This is a genomic window from Mesorhizobium sp. P2_B11 (assembly GCF_056404855.1).
In genome coordinates this window covers 355,382-371,524 of record NZ_JBFUDF010000007.1, presented here as the reverse complement: position 1 = coordinate 371,524, position 16,143 = coordinate 355,382, and the positions used below count along the sequence as shown (strand labels likewise).

The window sequence follows — 16,143 nt, the reverse complement described above, 5'->3', positions numbered from 1 at the left end:
GTCAAGAAGCTCGCATCAGTTTGTCGTATCGCTTGATCAGGCGGTCGCGCCTCAGGCGCGACAGTTTTTGCGTCCAGAAGATCCCGTCGAGCTGATCGATCTCATGCTGGTGGCAGACCGCCAGAAGGCCATCGGCATCCTCGAAGCGCTCGTTGCCGTCGAGATCCTGATAGCGAACACGCACGCTTGCGTGCCGCTCGATCTCTTCGGTGACGCCGGGCATCGAAACGCTGCCTTCGGTATGACGGATCATTTCGGGCGAAGCCTGGATGACAGACGGATTGGCATAAATCCCCGGCTTTGTCGCATCAGGAGCGGATTGGGAAATCTTATGATCGATCGAACCGCCATTCAGCCGAACGGTTTCTGCAGCACGTCGAATTGCGGGTTGGTTTCCGAGAAGATCGGCAGAGCGGCGGCACCGAGGACGGACGTGTCCTTGCCGGCGGCGCCCACCAGCACGCGCGGCGTGGTGCGGGCGCTCGTCGCGCTGACGGAGAGGTGCAGTGGCTCAAGCCGGCTTGCCAGTTCCTCGATCACCGGCAGCGGCATGAAGCCGCCGAGCACCACGGTTTCGGGGTCGAGCGCCAGTTCCAGCACATCGATTGCCTGGCGCAGCGGCTCGACGGCATCCGTGATCCAGGCGTCGAGGCGGCTGTCACCCTTGGCCAGCAATTCCTCGAGCAGGTCGGGCGAGGCATGGTCGGGGTCCGGCAGACCGAGTGTCTCATAAGCGGCGCGCAGCGACACGTAGCGCTCCAGACAGCCGCGCTTGCCGCAGCCGCAGGCAAGGCCGCCCGGCCGCACGATGATGTGGCCGATCTCGCCGGCATTGTGCCGGCTGCCCTTGTAGAGATGCCCGTTCAGAAACAGCCCGGCGCCGAGGCCGGTGCCGATGAACAGATAGACGAAGCTGTCGAGGTTTTTGGCGACGCCGTAGAGGCGTTCGCCAATGGCCGCGGCGGTGGCGTCGTTTTCGACGATGACCGGGATGCCCGTGAGTCGCTGCAACTCTTCGGCCACCGGAAAATCGTGCCAGCCCGGCAGTGCCGTCGGGCCGACCGAGGTCAGGCCCTCGACGCCGAAGGGGCCTGGCATGCTCATGCCGATGCCGAGCAGCCGTGTCCGGTCGAGACGCGAGGTGGCGATCAGCTCGGCGGCTATTGCCGCGAGCAGCGGCATGGCCTCAGCCGGCGTCGGCCGGTCGACCGGCCGTTCGATGCGTGCGCGCATCGTGCCGGAGAGATCGGTGACGACGCCGACGGCAAGCTGATGGTCAAGCTGCAGGCCGATCGAATAGCCGCCATCGGGATTGATCGAATAGGGCACCGCCGGCTGGCCGCGCGCGCCCTTCAGCGTCGCCTCCGGGCGCAGCAGTTCGGTCCGCTCCAGCTCCTCGACGATGTTTGAGATGGTCTGCGACGACAGCGCCGTCAGCCGCGCGATCGACGCCCGCGACAGGGCGCCGTTGGTGCGGATCGCCTCGATCACCACGCGTCTGTTGTGCGACTTGGCCTGTTCGAGATTGGTGCCGGAGATGGCTTTTCTGGATGTCATATGGCTTGTTACCGTGCTCCATAACCATAGAATACCACTTTAGAAAATCAAGTTGATTTAATTTATGGCACACAGATTCCAGCTGGGCAGGATCGGCATCATTTCAGAACGATCCTTGGGGGTCAGATAGTCCTGCTTTCGTCGCCAAGGTTCTGGCGCGACGCGGCTAAGCGGCCGCGCCCAGGGATATAGCCGCCCCTGCCCGCCTTTCAGGCCACCGGCGTCCAGATCACGTCGTCGATCCTGCTCGCGCCCGTCGCCAACATCACCAGCCGGTCGAAGCCGAGGGCCGAGCCGCTGGCTTGCGGCATGAGGGCAAGGGCTGCGAGAAAATCCTCGTCCAGCGGATAGCGCTCGCCATAGACGCGCTCTTTCTCGTCCATTTCGGCGGCGAAGCGCCGACGCTGCTCGGCCGCATCGGTGAGCTCGCCGAAAGCGTTGGCGAGCTCGACGCCGCAGCAATAGAGCTCGAAGCGCTCGGCAACGCGCGGGTCCTCGGCGCTTGGCCGGGCGAGTGCCGCTTCCGAGATCGGATAGCCATAGAGGATGGTGGCCCGCCCCTGCCCCAGCACCGGCTCGACCTTTTCGACCATCACGCGGCTGAACAGGTCCGCCCAATTGTCATCCTGCGCCGTGCGCAGGCCAGCCCTGACCAGCGCATGATGAAGCGCGTCGCGGTCGGTGCTGCCATCAGCGGCCACCGTGCCAAGAAGGTCGATGCCGGCATGGCGTTGAAAAGCCTCCGCGACACTCACCCGTTCCGGCTCGGCGAACGGGTCGGCCTCGCGGCCGCGAAAGCTGAAAGTCTTCGCGCCGGCACGCTCGGCCGCCAGCTTGAGCAACTCGGCGCAATCGGCCATCAGGTTCTCATAGGTTTCGCCGACCCGGTACCATTCGAGCATGGTGAATTCCGGATGATGCAAGGGGCCGCGCTCGCGGTTGCGCCAGACGGCGCCCAGGCTGAAGATGCGCCGTTCGCCGGCGGCCAGCAGCTTCTTGCAGGCGAATTCCGGCGAGGTGTGGAGATAGAGCGACCGGCGCGCGCCATCAGAACCGATGGCCTCGGTGGCGAAGGCCGAAAGATGGGCCTCATTGCCGGGTGAGATCTGCAGCGCCGCCGTCTCGACCTCGATGAAATCGCGTTCGCCGAACCAGTCGCGCATGGCGGCCGCGATGGCGTTGCGCGCCATCAGCCGCGGCCGGCGGTCGGCGTGAACGTCGGGCGTCCACCAGGGCGACGCCTCGATCATGGCTTTGCCAGGCAACGGAATTGCTGACAGGGCTGGCGGTTCGCGCCAAGATGCGCTACGGCGACGGCTCTCGCAGCCGATTTGCGCCGAACAATCGTTTCAGGCCAACGAAGTCTAGGATTGAAAACCGTGGTGAAGGTCATCGCCAGTTCGCTCCGTAAAGGCAACGTCGTCGACAAGGACGGCAAGCTTTACGTGATCCTCTTTGCCGAAAACATCCACCCTGGCAAGGGCACGCCGGTCACCCAGCTCGACATGCGCCGCATCTCCGACGGGGTGAAGGTTTCGGAGCGCTACCGCACCACCGAGCAGGTCGAGCGCGCCTATGTCGAGGATCGCGAGCACACCTTCCTCTACGCCGATGGCGAAGGCTATCATTTCATGAATCCGGAGAGCTACGACCAGGTCGCGGTGTCGGAAAGCGTGGTCGGCGACATGGCGCCCTATCTGCTCGAAGGCATGGCGGTGCAGATCTCGCAGTTCAACGGCATCGCGATTGCCCTGGTGCTGCCGCAGCGCGCCACCTTCGAAGTGGTCGAGACCGAGCCGACGACCAAGGGACAGACGGCATCGTCCTCCTACAAACCGGCGGTGCTGTCCAACGGCGTGCGCACGGCGGTCCCCCCGCACATTGCGCCTGGCACCCGCGTGGTGGTGATGACGGCCGATGGCTCCTATGTGGAGCGGGCGAAGGACTGAGGCGGCCAGCCGGCACTGGCTGGCTACGGCGCTTCCCTCCTGCCCACGTCACTGCTTGAAACAGTGATCGCGGTGCCATTGCAAGAACCGAGGATGTGGGCGTTCAAACTGGCGGTTCGGCGCGAGTGCGCGGCGCGTCTTGTTTATGAATGCCTGCACACTGTCCGCATCATTGACCTGTCGCGAAATCAGGATCTCCAGATCGTCGGATAGGCTAATCAGCCCACGATCGAACATCCAATGCGCAGTACCCGATAGAGCGATCCCGTTGTTGATGACATCCGGGCCATTCTCTTCGACTGGTCGGATGTGGGCAGCTGACACCTCTGCTCGGCCGCGGCCATTTATCAATTTGAGTCCGGTGATCGCGCAGCGCTCGTCATAGGCGCGCAATACGATGCTGCGGAAAACGCGGTCCCGCATGATCCGCGAGCCAAGATAGCTGATGCGACTGCGTATCTGCTCGAATTCGAATGGCGCCTGCTCTTCCTGCAGCTCGGTTCCAATTTCGCCAACGCGCGGCAGCAAGGGCTCATTTGTGTCAAGGCCGAGATCGATGATGCGGTTGAAGTCGCTTGAATTCAGTGGGCGGACAGCCGATTGGGCGCGGCCGGAAATCCGTCCTTCATTGTTGATCAAACCTCGCTCCACGAGGCCATCAGCCCCGCTAAATGGGACAGGATTGGCGAAATCGAGGTAGGTTCCGGCTTCGATCAAAGCGAGGTACATGTCAGGAGATGCGGGATCGGGAATGACCCGTTGGACTTTAGCTACTGCGAAATACCCCCGCGTATCATTTACCTTTCTAGGCTCGTAGTAGACGATCCAATCACCGACACATGCTTCGACACGACGCAGGTAGACGCCGGGGAACTGATATTGCTCTGCTGGGCGATCATTGTAGATGGAATCTGGACGGTGAATGAAAACCCCGAATCCCATGATTTTTCTGCAACTTTGCCAATATTCGCCGTAGACGTAGCATCAAAATTTCAGTCTTGGGAGCGTTGGTTTAGACCGGAGCACCTCCCGCATTGCCTTCTGCGGCGGCTGGCTCGATAGTCCTGCCGATGTGGCAGACCTTTGTGACCTACTGGCCTCTGATCCTCGTGATCATTCCGATGCTGATGGCCGCTATCGGCATCGTTCACGCCATCATGACCAAGGAAGACGTCCGCGCCGCCACCGGCTGGGTCGGCGTGATGATCTTGTCGCCGTTCCTGGGCGCCATCATCTATGCCATTGCAGGCATCAACCGCATCCGCCGCGCCACGATCAGCGCCATGCGGCCCGTGGCCGGCGAAACCGAGACAGCCAAACACGACCGCGACATTGCGCTCGAAGCGCTCATCTCAGCCGAATTCGGCCAGCGCTTTGCCGGCCTGAAGACATTGGGCGACAGGGTGGCGCGACGCGGCCTGCTTTCGGGCAATGCAATTGCCATGCTGAGAACGGGCGACGACGCCTACGCGGCCATGCGCAAGGCGATCGAGGGCGCACAGCGCAGCGTCCTGCTTGAGACCTACATCTTCGACAATGACGAGATCGGCCAGCGTTTCGTCGAATCGCTGGCCGGCGCGGTCCGGCGCGGCGTCACCGTTCGCGTGCTGATCGATGCCGTCGGCGTGCGCTATTCCGTGCCCAGCATCCTCGCGACTCTGCGGGAAGCCGGCGTCACCGTCGACCTCTTCAACGGCAACATCGTCATGGGCCTGAGACTTCCCTATGCGAATTTGAGAACCCACAGAAAAATCCTGATCGTCGACGGCGCGGTGGCATTCACGGGAGGCATGAACATCCGCAAGGGATTCTCGGCCGAATTCGCAGGCGCCGACACCTCGGCGGATACGCATTTTCAGGTCACCGGACCGGTCGTGGCCGACCTGTTTGCGGTCGCCGCCGAGGATTGGCGCTTTGCCGGCAACGAAGCCCTCAAGGACGAAGGCTGGCACATTGAAAAGCACGCGCCGCCTCCCGGTCAGCCAATCCTGGTGCGGGCCGTGGCGTCGGGCCCGGATTCCAGCATCGAAACCAACCACAAATTGCTGATGGGGGCATTTTCCGTCGCCCGCAAATCGATCCGCATCATGTCGCCCTATTTCCTGCCCGACCGGGAATTTATCAGCGCGCTGACCACGGCGGCCCGGCGCGGCGTCGAGATCGACATCGTTGTGCCGGCTGTCAACAATCTCTTCCTCGTCGGCCGCGCCATGACGGCGCAATACGACCAGGTGCTGAAGCATTATTGCCGGGTGTGGCGCCACGAAGGGTCGTTCGACCATTCGAAGCTGCTGTCGGTCGATGGCGTCTGGGCCTATGTCGGCTCCTCCAATCTCGACGCCCGGTCGCTCAGGCTGAATTTCGAGATCGACCTGGAGGTGCTGGATGCAGGTTTTGCCGCCGAGATCGAAACCCGCATCGGAGCGGCAATCGCTTCGGCCAAACCCGTCACACTCGCAACCTTGAAAGCGCGGCCATTTGTCATCCGTGTCTTTGACCGGTTGCTATGGCTGGGATCGCCCTATCTCTAATGCATATCGCTCAAAAGTGGTCCCGGTCTTGAGAGAACGATATGCATAAAACAAGGAATCAGGACAGATTGAACGCAGGCCTATGGACATAAACGGACGCAGCCTTCCTGAGACCGTGCTCCTGTCGATCCGCGGCAGGAAAGCGCGCAAGGCGAACGCGACGCCGCGCAAGCGGGTCGACGGCGCCCAGATGGTGGTCGCCTCCTACAATGTCCACAAATGCATCGGCACCGACCGCCGGTTCGACCCAGAGCGGACCGCGCGCGTCATCCGCGAGATCGGCCCCGACGTCATTGCTTTGCAGGAGGCCGACAACCGCTTCGGCGACCGCGCCGGCCTGCTCGACCTTGCCCGGATCGAACACGAAACCGGGCTGGTGCCGGTGCCGGTCTCGGGAAACGGCAAGGGTCATGGCTGGCGCGGCAACGTGCTGTTGTTCAAGCGCGGCACGGTGCGCGACGTCCACCAGATCAAGCTGCCGGGGCTGGAGCCGCGCGGCGCGCTGGTGGCCGAGATCGACCTCGACGAAACCCGCACGCTGCGCGTCATCGCCGCCCATCTCGGCTTGCTGCGCCGCTCGCGCTCCGAGCAGGCCCGCGTCGTGCTCGACATTATGAGCAGCCAGGATGAAAGGCCGACCTTGCTGCTCGGCGACCTCAACGAATGGCGCCTCGGCAACCGCTCGGCGCTGAAGACGCTGCACACAACCTTTGCCACGCCGCCGGCGGTGCCGACTTTCCCCTCGGGCCTGCCTGTGCTGGCGCTCGACCGCATCATGGCCAACCGCCACGGCATGGTCTCGTCGGTGGAAGCCCATGACACGCCGCTGTCGCGGGTTGCGTCGGATCACCTGCCGCTGACGGCGTATGTGAGCTTGTAGCTCACCCGTCCCGCAACCACACCAGCATCTCGCCCGGGTCGCGATTGTCCCAGGCATAGTAGGGGACCGCCGTGAGCCTGATCTCCTCCTGCGCCGGCGGCTCGCTTCTATAGAGGCCGTTCTCCCAACCTTCCGCCGCTTCGCGGTCGGCCGTGGCCGAAAGCGTGACGACCCCGCCGAGCAGGTTCGGTTCCGGGTGCGCTTCTATCCTGGCCGTGCGCGGCAAGCTGATGCGGTGCAGTTGGCCAGGATTGTCTGTTTCCTCAACGCAATAGATCAGCGGGCCGCGTGACAGCGCGACGCGGCCGATGTCCTGGCGCACTTCCGGATTGGCGAAGAGGCGCGAGATCGACATGTCGAGGTCGAGCTCGACCCGGTCGTCCTTTTTCCATTCGCGCCGGATCGCCGCGTAGCCGTCGCTGGTGATGGAAGCCAGATCGACCGCCGCACCGTTGACCTTGAGCGACGCCTTGCGGCACCAGGCCGGCACGCGCAGATGCAGGGTGAAGGTGACAGGCGCTACCGGCTCGACCCGAATCGAGACGGCCCCATCCCACGGATAGTTGCTGGCTTGGACGAGGCTGACCGGCGTGCCCGCGATGTCGAAGCGGGCGGTCGAGTCGCCATAGAGATGGACGGCCAGGGCATCGTCAGCAAGGCCGTAGAAATAGCTGCCGATCGACGCCACCATGCGGCCGATATTGGGTGGGCAGCATGGGCAGCGGTGCCATTTCCAGCGATTGTGCCTGCCCCGGCTTTCCAGCGGGTTCTCGTAAAAGAACAGCGAGCCGTCGAGCGACAGGCCCGAGATCGAGCCGTTGTAAAGCGCGCGCTCCATCATGTCGGCGTAGCGAGCGTTCGGCCCCATGCCGAGCATGCGGCTGGCCCAGAACACCAGCCCTACCGAGGCGCAGGTCTCGGCATAGGCGGTCTCGTTGGGCAGGTCGTAGTCGCTGGTAAAACCCTCATTGTGCGCCGAGGGCCCGAGGCCGCCGGTGACGTAGAGGCTTTTCGTGGTGAGGTCGTCCCAGAGCCGGTCGAGCGCTGTGCGCAGTGTGTCATCGCCATATTCGGTGGCGATGTCGGCCATGCCGGAATAGAGGTACATCGCCCTGACCGCATGGCCGACGACCTTGTCCTGCTCGCGCACCGGCTTGTGCGACTGATTGTATTCGTAGGTCTTGAAATGATAGGCCTTCGGGTCGGCGCCGCGGGCCAGCGCCTCCTCGTCGAAATAGTGCGGCTGCTGCCCGCGCTGGTCGATAAAATACTTGGCCAGGTCCATGTATTTCTGCTCGCCGGTCGCCCGCGCCAGCTTGACCAGCGCCAGCTCGATCTCCTCATGGCCGCAATAGCCCTTCTTCTTGCCGGGCTCGGGACCGAAATTGTCGGCGATATGGTCGACATAGCGGCACATAATGTCGAGCAGCTTGCGCTTGCCGGTGGCCTGGAAATAGGCGACTGCGCCCTCGATCAGATGGCCGGCGCAGTAGAGCTCGTGGCAGTCGCGCAGATTGGTCCAGCGCAGACCGGGCTGGATGCGCTGATACCAGCTCGACAGATAGCCGTCGGGCTGCTGCAGCTTTTCGTACATGTCGATGACGGCGTCGATGTTTTTCTCCAGCCGCTCGTTGCGGCGGCGGTAGAGCGAATAGGCGGCGGTCTCGATGGTCTTGCCCCAGTCGGAATCCCAGAACATCTGCGTCGTCACCGTCGAACCGGTGAAGCCGGGCGTGGCCGCCTCGTCGGGCGACGGCGAATGGAAGGGGATGACGAGGCCGGGCGACGGCCGGTCCGGATCGATCTGCTCCAGCATGCGGGCTTCGACGCAGCGCTCGTAGAGGATGTCGGCGGTGCGTGACGCCACCGCGTCGACCCGGTCGCCCCAGAAGCCGCGCACATCGACCTGCGGCACCGGCAGCGGGCGGAAGGCGAGGCTCAGTTTTCCCGTCTTCCGGGCGGCGGATTTGTGTGCGGTCATCGGCTGGCTCCGTTCGATTTCGTCATTGTCGTTTCACTGCGGGTCATTTCACGGCGCCGGCCATCAGGCCGCGTATGTAGAAGCGCTGCAGCAACAGGAAGAGGATGAGGCAAGGCACCATCATCACCGTGACGCCGGCCTGAACGGCGCCCCAGTCGATGGCGCCGAAGCGGCCGGACTGAAGTGCGGTCATCATGATCGGCAGCGTGAATTTCGACTGGTCGGTCATCAGCACCAGGGCGGCCAGGAATTCGTTCCAGGCGCCGAGGAAGGCGAACAGCGCGATGGTGACGATGCCGGGCCAAACCAATGGCAGCATCACCTTCAGCAGCATGGTGAGATTGTTGGCGCCGTCCATGCGGGCGGCCTCTTCGATCTCGCGCGGCACCGCGTCGAAGGCGTTGCGCATCATGAAGATCGAGAACGGCAGTTGCAGTGTGACATAGACGAAGACCAGACCGGTCAGCGTGTTGTGCAGGCCGACCTTGGTCAGCACCAGGAAGATCGGCGTCAGGATCGACTGGAACGGGATCATGATCGTCGACAGGATGACGACGAACAGCAGGTCCTTGAACGGAAAGCGGAAGCGCGAGAAGCCGTAGCCGGCAAGCACGCTGACGATGACGGAAAACACCACCGTCATGACCGAGACATAGATGCTGTTTTGCGCCGGCAGCCAGAGCCCGTCGCCGAAGGTGTTGAGCGTGCCGTAATTCTCGATCGAGAAGCCCGTGGTCGGCCACGGCGGCAGCGGCGGCAGGCGCGCCTCCTGCGCCGGCTTGAAGGCCGACAGCACCGTCCAGACGATCGGCGCCAGGAACAGCACCGAGGCGATGATGCCGGTTGCGTGCTCGGCGATGCCGAGGCGCAAGCGGCTGTTGCGGCTTCTTGCCTGCGCCATCAGTCGACCCCCTCTGGCTTGCGCAGCAGCCAGAGCTGGAACGTGCTGAGCGCGACCAGGATGGCGAGCAGGATCATCGACAGTGCGGCGCCATAGCCCAGCTTGAACGACACGAAGGACTGGTTGAATATCCAGTAGACGGCGGTCAGCGTCTGGTTGCGCGGGCCGCCGCGCAGGATGATGTAGAACTGGTCGAAGGCGAGGATCGAGCCCGCGACCGACAGGATCAGCGCCAGCGCCAGCGTGCGGCGCATCAAGGGCAGCGTGATGGCGCGGAAGCGCGCGAACGGCCCTGCTCCGTCGATCATCGCCGCCTCCTGCAGATCGGTCGGGATCGACTGCAGGCCGGTCATCAGGATGATCATGGTGAAGCCGGCCACCTTCCATACGACCATGGCGATGATCGACCAGAAGGCCGGCTGGAAGGTGGCCAGAAGGTTGAATTTCTTTCCGATCAGGCCGAGGTCGTAAGCGGCCGGGCTGAACAGGCCGGAATCGACATTCAAAAGCCACGACCAGAGCAGGCTCGCCGAAGCAAAGCCGACGACGGCCGGCATGAAGAAGGACGTGCGGTAGAGGCTGGTGAGCCGCCTCGGACGCTCGATGAACAGCGCCAGCGGAAAGGCGACGGCGAAGATGGCGATCGTCACCACCACCGTGTAGAGGCCGGTGAAGCGCAGCGCGTTCCAGAACCTGGTGTCGCGCAGGATGGCCCAATAATTATCCAGTCCGATGTAGCTGTGCTCGCCCATCAGCGGCCAGTTGTGCAACGACATCCACGCCGTCATGCCGAGCGGGATGATGAAAAAGACAACCACCAGTGCCACGGCCGGCGCGACATAGAGCAAGCCGATCCACTGCCGGCGGCCGGCACCGACCAGTTTTCTGGCGCGGGGCGGGGCGGAGGTTGTGGCTACGATTGATGTCATGCCTGCTCTTCCGTTGGCGCTACGTTCCCCTCCCCCTCGAGGGGAGGTAGGGCGATGCGACATCCGGCCGCCCGTCCAGGGAGACGGGCGGGCGGCCGGATCAGGACCTCGGACGACAGGGCGTTGCGCCACCGCTGCCGTCCCGTCAGCCCTTATTTCTGCGGCGCCTGGTCGATGATCGACTGCATGGTCTCCTGTGCGTTGGCGATCGCGCCGTCGACATCGTCGCCGAAGAAGACTTCGTTGACCATCTGCGTCCACGGGCCGTTGGCGGAGTTGATCAAATCGTTGAACACCACCGAATAGGGCGTGCGGCCCTTGGCCATCGCCTCGGCGGCGATCTGGTAGCGCGGGTCGAGATCCTTCAGCGCCTCCTTGGCGATGTCGCCGCGCACCGGCAGGCTGCCGTATTTCGCCAGGATGGTTTGGCCCTCCAGCGAATAGGCGAAGTCAAGAAACTCCTTCACCACGGCGAGCTTTTTGGTGCCCTTGGTGACGACGAAATTGTCGCCGCCGGCGAAGGATGACCAACCGGCATCCTTGCCCGGCAGAAAGGTGACGCCGTAATCGACATTAGGATACTGCGTGTTGAGCGCGCCGATGGCGAAGGCGCCGGAGGGCGAGATGCCGATGTTGCCGGCGGCAAAGGCAGCAAAGAAGTTGGAACCGGTATCGGTCTGCGCGCCGGCCGGCACCAGATCCTTCTTGACCATCGAGCGGTAGAGGTCGATGGCGCCGCGCAGTTGCGGGCTGTCCAGCGTCGCCTTGGAGCCGTCCTCGGAGAGGATGTCGCCGCCCGAGGCCCAGATCAGCGGCGTGAAGGTGAAGATGTTGCAGCCGCCGCAATTGCCGGAGAAGTAGAAGCCCTTGATGTCGCCTCCGAGCGCGTTGACCTTCTCTGCGTCGGCCTCGATTTCGGCCCAGTTGGTCGGGCCCTTTTCTGGGTCGAGCCCGGCCTGCTTGAACAGCTTCTTGTTCCAGATCAGCACCGAGCTATCGGCCGAGAACGGCAGGCCGTAGATGCGGCCCTTGTAGGTGCCGGTCTTGACGTGCGCCGGCGACAGGCTGGCGAAATAGGGCAGCGACTTCGCCCAGTCGGTGATGTCTTCCAGCTGACCGGCGGCGGAAAAGGCCGGCGTGTAGATCAGGTCGAGTGACAGCGCGTCGGGCGCGGTGCCGCCGGCGGCCGCTGCGCCATATTTCGGAATGATCTCGGCATTGGGGATGATGTCGAGCTTGATCTGGTTCTCATGGCCTTTGTTAAAGGCATCGACGATGCGCGGCATGAAATTCGAACCGTCGGCGCGGACCCAGATATTGGCCGTGTCGGCGGCAAAAGCGGGCAGAGCAAAGATGCTTGCGGCGAGCGCGAGCCCGGCAATCATGGTCTTCATGGTTCTCCTCCTCATTGGTTCTGTTCTCCTCCCTATTGCGGCGCAGATCGCGCCGCGCGTTCGCCTAGCCGCCCGGTGGGCGGCCGCATGACTGACGCACCACCAGCCGGCACGGCAGTTTTCGGATGCCCGGCGCGGCCGGTTGGCCGCCAACGAGCGAAAGCAGCGCCAGCCCGGCCTCGCGGCCAAGCGCTGACAGGTTCATGTCGACCGAGGTCAGCGGTGGCCGCGTCGCTTCGGCCACGATCTCCCAATTGTCGAAGCCGATGACGCCGACTTCGCCGGGCACACTGACCCCGCGCTCGCGTAGAGCATCGATGACGCCGCGCGCGATCTGGTCGTTGCCGCAAAAGACGGCGTCGGGTTTCTCCGCCCTGCCCGCTCTCCCGTCGAACAGTCTTGCGACGGCCTCATGCCCCCAGGCCTCCGACCAGTGACCGAGCAGCGGCTCGGCAACCGGCAGGCCATGCTCGGCCAGCACCTCGCGGTAGGCCCGGGCGCGCTCATGCACCACGGCGAAGCTCGCCGGACCGCTGACATGGGCGATGCGCCGGCGCCCGAGCGCGCAAAAATGCTCGACCGCCAGCCGCGCCCCGCCGGCATCGTCTGAGACGAAGCCGATGGCGTCGGGATCGGGCTGGGTGAAGGCGTAGATCACCGGAATGCGCAAATTGGCGAGATCGACCGGCAGATGGCGGTCGATGCGTTTGCCAGTGGCGATGATGCCGTCAACGCGCTTGTCAAGCATGGCCTCGACATGCAGCTGGCCGAGCCGCTGGTCGTCCTCGACATTGCACAGAAACACCGAGACGCCGGCATCGACCAGCGCATCGGATACGCCGGCCATCAGCGGCAGCGAGAAGCGGCCGTATGTATCGTTGGTGAGCAGCCCGACGGTGAAGGAGCGCTTGCGCAACAGGCTCTGCGCCAGGCTGTTCGGCCGGAAGCCCAGCCGCTGCGCCGTCTCGCGGATACGCTCGCGCGTTTCCGCCGTCATGCGCCCCTGCCCGTTCAGCGCCTTCGACGCCGTCGCCACGCTGACGCCGGCGGCGGACGCCACCTCACGCAAGGTGACGGGGGTCTTGGCGGGCGCAGGCGCGGCATCGGAAACCATTTTGCGACGCGGATTCCTTAGTTGGGAAAAGGTTTTCTCTTATCGCCTTGCTCATTGCCGACTGGAGAGGCCGTGAGCAAAGGCGCAGTTTGGGAAAAGGTTTTCTCAACGTGAGATTAGGCGAAGGATTCGGCCATTGCAAGAGGCCATGGACATGCCCGGGTTTCGCTCGCCGCGTCGGACCAACCCGGCAAGGTGTTCGATCTGGAATTGCCCCTGGCCGATGTCGCCGAAGGCTACCGCGCAATGGACGAGCGCCGCGCGATCAAGACCCTCCTTCGGGTCTGACCTAGCTGCAGGACCCGTCCTTGCAATGCTGTCGGCCGCCGTAGCAACGCCGCTAAGGCGTGGCGCGCAGGTTGCGGCGCGCGCGGCGGCGGCTTGCGGCGCGGGCGGCTCCCGCCACCGGGCCGTTGATTTCTACCACGACGCCTTCGCGCGGCTTGGCGCTGGCAACCTTGTGCAGGCGCTCAAAGGGCAGCAGTTCCTTGACGCGGGCATTGAGAGCCGCGACCTCGGCTCGCAGTTCCTCGCATTCCTGCCGCTGGACATCCAACTCCATCTGTTGGGAGGCGTGCAGCAGCGAAAGCTGCGATAGATCGGCGTTCGCGGTCGAAAGGCTCATCTTGTCGCTTTCGCTCTCCTTCATCAGAGCAGCCAGCCTTTCGTCCGCGATCTGTTTTTCAGCAACGGCGTCGCCCCATTGAGCCTTGAGCCTGGCGGCCTCGGCTGAGGCCGCGCTGCTCTCGTTCGAGGCCAGTTCCAGCCTCGATTGCAGGCTCTGGATCTCGGAACGCAAGCCGCTTGTCTCCAGCTGGTTGCGGGCGAGTTCGGCCTGCGTGTCGGCTTCCATCATGGAAGCCGCTTCAGTCATTTCCGCCAGCTTGGTCTGCGCCTGCTCAAGGGATCTCTGCAACCGCAGTTCCTCCTTCTCGCTCTTGCCGAGTGCCGCCAGCAGTTCCGAAAGCCGCGCCACCTCGGTGGTGTGGATCGCAGAAAGCTCGTCCAGCCTGTGGCGCGCTCCGGTTTCGCGCTTGCGCGCCGTGTCGACATCCATCGCCAGGCTGACATGCTTTTCGCGCAGCAGCTTGTTTTCGCGCGCCCGTCTGTTGGCTTCGACCGTCTTGGCCGTCAGCGCCTTGACGATGTCGCCGAACTCGGCCTCGCGCTTGGCGCTTGCATTGGCTGACTTCACGAGTTCCAGCCTTACCGCCGCAAGTGCCTCGCGAAGTGTCTCCCGGTCCTGGACCAGGCTTGCCTCGCGCTGCTTCAGGACCTCGAAGGCAGCTTCGCGCTCGCGCTGCTTCCTGGTTGCGTCGTGGAGCTGTTCCGACAACGCTCCCTGCTGCGCGGTCAGGTCGATGGTTGCCAGCTCCAGCTCGTTGGCGCGAAGAACGTCGCCGTGCAGGAGGTTCAGGTAATCGCGGGTGAGATTGTGCGAATTAGATATGTCCGAGAGTTTCGCGTTGATCTCGTCCAGATAGTCCTGCGCATTGTGAAAGAGCCCATCCACCGCGCTCAATGCGGCCAGCCGGCTTTGCGCATGCGGCGTCAGCCGCCGTGCGCTCTCGGCCGGCGTTGTGCCGTCGCCAGCCCGGGGAATGTCCTCTGGCTGCAAGCGCTCATTGTTTGCGGCAAGGTTCTCGTCGGGAACAGGGCCGTCTTGCGGCGACGACAGATCGCCCAGTTCAAGACACTCATCGACCGCATCCGCCAACTCGGCTTCGATCTTCTCAAATGCCTTGTCGGAATTCGCGGCACGCTTCATAAGACTCTTGAGGTTCATGACCTAACACCCTTCGCTCACTCCAAATTCTATACTTAATGATTTGCTAATGTTCCCTTCTACATCCGCTTGTTCCGTTGGGGAAGCCCTTCCCGGCCAAGCTTGGATAGCCATGTTGATCCATGCCTCCGGCCCAGCGAGAGGTTTTTTCCCATGGCGGGACTTTGAAGGCGCGTTGCACCCTCAGCACGGCCCAACAAGTGCGGCGTTTTTTGCCGCAGCGTGTCGCATCGGCTCGGCGCCATCCGTCCTCTGGCCATAGAAGGAGAACGCCATGCGAAAACTGATTGTCACCGAATTCATCAGCGTCGACGGCATTGCCGAGGTCGAGAAGCTGCCCAAAGTGACCTGGAACGATGAGATGCAAGGGTTCAAGGAGGATGAGCTTGCCGACAGCGGCGCCATGCTTCTGGGGCGCACGACCTATGAGATCTTTGCCGGCTCGTGGCCGAGCGAAACCGGCGATTTTGCCGACCGGTTCAACGCGCTGCCGAAATTTGTCGCCTCGACCAGCCTGAAGGCGCTGGACTGGGGGCCTGCGGAATTGCTGCAGGGGCCGTTGCCGCAAGCGGTGAGCGAACTGAAGCAGAGCAGCGGCGGCAACATCTATGTGCATGGCAGCCTCAGCGTCGCCCAGGAATTGCTGCGCCACGGCCTTGTCGATCGCGTCAGGCTACTCAGCTACCCCGGCACTGTTGGCGAGGGCAAGAAGCTGTTTCCGTCCGATATGCCTGTGGCCCTGGAGCCGATCTCGGCCATGACGTTCAGCAATGGCGTGGTGGCGCTGGAATATACGGCTGGGAAGTAAGCTAATCTCCCCCTTGTGGGGGTTGAGGAGTGGTCCGCGAAGCGGACGGAAAGCCAATTGCTTGGCTTTCCGAATGACGAACGCCCGGCAGGGCAGCGGGGGCGCGAAGGAGCGCGACTTCGGACGTTCCAAGCGCGAAGACCGACCAATATCGTAGCGACTGGAAAACAGCGATTCTGTTGACAGGCCGGCGCTCTACGGCGCCCCCCTCTGGCCTGCCGGCCATCTCCCCCACAAGGGGGGAGATCAGCAGTTTCCCTCGGCGCGCGCCTCCACCACCCTTCGCCCTCCCCCGCCCAGACACAATCCAGAA

Annotated in this window: 13 protein-coding genes and 2 pseudogenes; 5 read left to right on the top strand and 10 right to left on the bottom strand. The window is 63.5% G+C overall.

The annotated features are described in order from the left end of the window. Window position 1: 1 nt before the first annotated feature. The 3 genes and pseudogenes from AC1DYJ_RS24675 to epmA form a co-directional block, all read right to left on the bottom strand. Window positions 2-307 (bottom strand): annotated as a pseudogene (locus tag AC1DYJ_RS24675) (peptide deformylase); the annotation flags it as partial. A gap of 44 nt (window positions 308-351) precedes the next feature. Further along, entirely contained in the window at window positions 352-1,557 is a 1,206-nt protein-coding gene (locus tag AC1DYJ_RS24670) for an ROK family transcriptional regulator (RefSeq protein WP_477282383.1), read from the bottom strand. Window positions 1,558-1,766: 209 nt separating this feature from the next. Next, window positions 1,767-2,807 (bottom strand): EF-P lysine aminoacylase EpmA, encoded by a 1,041-nt coding sequence (gene epmA / locus AC1DYJ_RS24665; RefSeq protein ID WP_477282381.1) that lies wholly within the window; start codon window positions 2,805-2,807, stop codon window positions 1,767-1,769. Between the two features lie 129 nt (window positions 2,808-2,936). Here epmA and efp point away from each other — a divergent pair, with 129 nt between their 5' ends. Then, a complete protein-coding gene (gene efp / locus AC1DYJ_RS24660) occupies window positions 2,937-3,506 on the top strand; it encodes an elongation factor P (RefSeq protein WP_142866998.1) in 570 nt (189 codons plus the stop codon). 48 nt (window positions 3,507-3,554) lie between these two features. Here the strand turns inward: efp and AC1DYJ_RS24655 are convergent, their stop codons facing one another. Next, window positions 3,555-4,448 (bottom strand): HNH endonuclease, encoded by an 894-nt coding sequence (locus tag AC1DYJ_RS24655; RefSeq protein ID WP_477282379.1) that lies wholly within the window; start codon window positions 4,446-4,448, stop codon window positions 3,555-3,557. A gap of 128 nt (window positions 4,449-4,576) precedes the next feature. Between AC1DYJ_RS24655 and AC1DYJ_RS24650 the strand changes: the two genes are divergently transcribed. Beyond that, window positions 4,577-6,037, top strand: coding sequence for a phospholipase D-like domain-containing protein (locus AC1DYJ_RS24650; RefSeq protein ID WP_477282377.1), 1,461 nt, complete (start codon window positions 4,577-4,579; stop codon window positions 6,035-6,037). 82 nt (window positions 6,038-6,119) lie between these two features. After that, window positions 6,120-6,917, top strand: coding sequence for an endonuclease/exonuclease/phosphatase family protein (locus tag AC1DYJ_RS24645; protein ID WP_477282375.1), 798 nt, complete (start codon window positions 6,120-6,122; stop codon window positions 6,915-6,917). Between the two features lies 1 nt (window position 6,918). On the opposite strand, the gene AC1DYJ_RS24640 is transcribed toward AC1DYJ_RS24645, so the two are convergent. The 5 genes from AC1DYJ_RS24640 to AC1DYJ_RS24620 form a co-directional block, all read right to left on the bottom strand. Beyond that, window positions 6,919-8,898, bottom strand: coding sequence for a glycoside hydrolase family 127 protein (locus tag AC1DYJ_RS24640; protein ID WP_477282373.1), 1,980 nt, complete (start codon window positions 8,896-8,898; stop codon window positions 6,919-6,921). Window positions 8,899-8,941: 43 nt separating this feature from the next. Beyond that, entirely contained in the window at window positions 8,942-9,799 is an 858-nt protein-coding gene (locus tag AC1DYJ_RS24635; RefSeq protein WP_477282371.1) for a carbohydrate ABC transporter permease, read from the bottom strand. Beyond that, window positions 9,799-10,728 (bottom strand): carbohydrate ABC transporter permease, encoded by a 930-nt coding sequence (locus AC1DYJ_RS24630; protein ID WP_477282369.1) that lies wholly within the window; start codon window positions 10,726-10,728, stop codon window positions 9,799-9,801. Before AC1DYJ_RS24630 ends, AC1DYJ_RS24635 begins: the two co-directional genes overlap by 1 nt. Window positions 10,729-10,880: 152 nt before the next feature. Next, the gene (locus AC1DYJ_RS24625; RefSeq protein WP_477282367.1) at window positions 10,881-12,122 is read right to left on the bottom strand and encodes an ABC transporter substrate-binding protein; all 1,242 of its coding nucleotides are present in this window, start codon (window positions 12,120-12,122) and stop codon (window positions 10,881-10,883) included. A gap of 64 nt (window positions 12,123-12,186) precedes the next feature. Beyond that, entirely contained in the window at window positions 12,187-13,236 is a 1,050-nt protein-coding gene (locus AC1DYJ_RS24620; RefSeq protein ID WP_477282365.1) for a LacI family DNA-binding transcriptional regulator, read from the bottom strand. A 183-nt stretch (window positions 13,237-13,419) separates the two neighbouring features. On the opposite strand from AC1DYJ_RS24620, the pseudogene AC1DYJ_RS24615 reads away from it, so the two are divergent. Next, window positions 13,420-13,524: pseudogene (locus tag AC1DYJ_RS24615) on the top strand (IMP dehydrogenase); the annotation flags it as partial. A gap of 52 nt (window positions 13,525-13,576) precedes the next feature. Here the strand turns inward: AC1DYJ_RS24615 and AC1DYJ_RS24610 are convergent. Continuing rightward, window positions 13,577-15,022 carry a coiled-coil domain-containing protein gene (locus AC1DYJ_RS24610; RefSeq protein ID WP_477282363.1) on the bottom strand — a complete coding sequence of 482 codons (1,446 nt, stop codon included), beginning with the start codon at window positions 15,020-15,022 and terminating at the stop codon, window positions 13,577-13,579. Between the two features lie 274 nt (window positions 15,023-15,296). Between AC1DYJ_RS24610 and AC1DYJ_RS24605 the strand changes: the two genes are divergently transcribed. Beyond that, window positions 15,297-15,830, top strand: coding sequence for a dihydrofolate reductase family protein (locus AC1DYJ_RS24605; protein ID WP_477282361.1), 534 nt, complete (start codon window positions 15,297-15,299; stop codon window positions 15,828-15,830). Window positions 15,831-16,143: the final 313 nt, after the last annotated feature.

What these genes read in the sequence shown, in the direction of transcription:
- AC1DYJ_RS24670 (WP_477282383.1), bottom strand. Translation starts at nt 1,557, where the DNA reads ATGACATCCAGAAAAGCCATCTCCGGCACCAATCTCGAACAGGCCAAG.
- epmA (WP_477282381.1), bottom strand. Translation starts at nt 2,807, where the DNA reads ATGATCGAGGCGTCGCCCTGGTGGACGCCCGACGTTCACGCCGACCGC.
- AC1DYJ_RS24655 (WP_477282379.1), bottom strand. Translation starts at nt 4,448, where the DNA reads ATGGGATTCGGGGTTTTCATTCACCGTCCAGATTCCATCTACAATGAT.
- AC1DYJ_RS24650 (WP_477282377.1), top strand. Translation starts at nt 4,577, where the DNA reads ATGTGGCAGACCTTTGTGACCTACTGGCCTCTGATCCTCGTGATCATT.
- AC1DYJ_RS24645 (WP_477282375.1), top strand. Translation starts at nt 6,120, where the DNA reads ATGGACATAAACGGACGCAGCCTTCCTGAGACCGTGCTCCTGTCGATC.
- AC1DYJ_RS24640 (WP_477282373.1), bottom strand. Translation starts at nt 8,898, where the DNA reads ATGACCGCACACAAATCCGCCGCCCGGAAGACGGGAAAACTGAGCCTC.
- AC1DYJ_RS24635 (WP_477282371.1), bottom strand. Translation starts at nt 9,799, where the DNA reads ATGGCGCAGGCAAGAAGCCGCAACAGCCGCTTGCGCCTCGGCATCGCC.
- AC1DYJ_RS24630 (WP_477282369.1), bottom strand. Translation starts at nt 10,728, where the DNA reads ATGACATCAATCGTAGCCACAACCTCCGCCCCGCCCCGCGCCAGAAAA.
- AC1DYJ_RS24625 (WP_477282367.1), bottom strand. Translation starts at nt 12,122, where the DNA reads ATGAAGACCATGATTGCCGGGCTCGCGCTCGCCGCAAGCATCTTTGCT.
- AC1DYJ_RS24620 (WP_477282365.1), bottom strand. Translation starts at nt 13,236, where the DNA reads ATGGTTTCCGATGCCGCGCCTGCGCCCGCCAAGACCCCCGTCACCTTG.
- AC1DYJ_RS24610 (WP_477282363.1), bottom strand. Translation starts at nt 15,022, where the DNA reads ATGAACCTCAAGAGTCTTATGAAGCGTGCCGCGAATTCCGACAAGGCA.
- AC1DYJ_RS24605 (WP_477282361.1), top strand. Translation starts at nt 15,297, where the DNA reads ATGCGAAAACTGATTGTCACCGAATTCATCAGCGTCGACGGCATTGCC.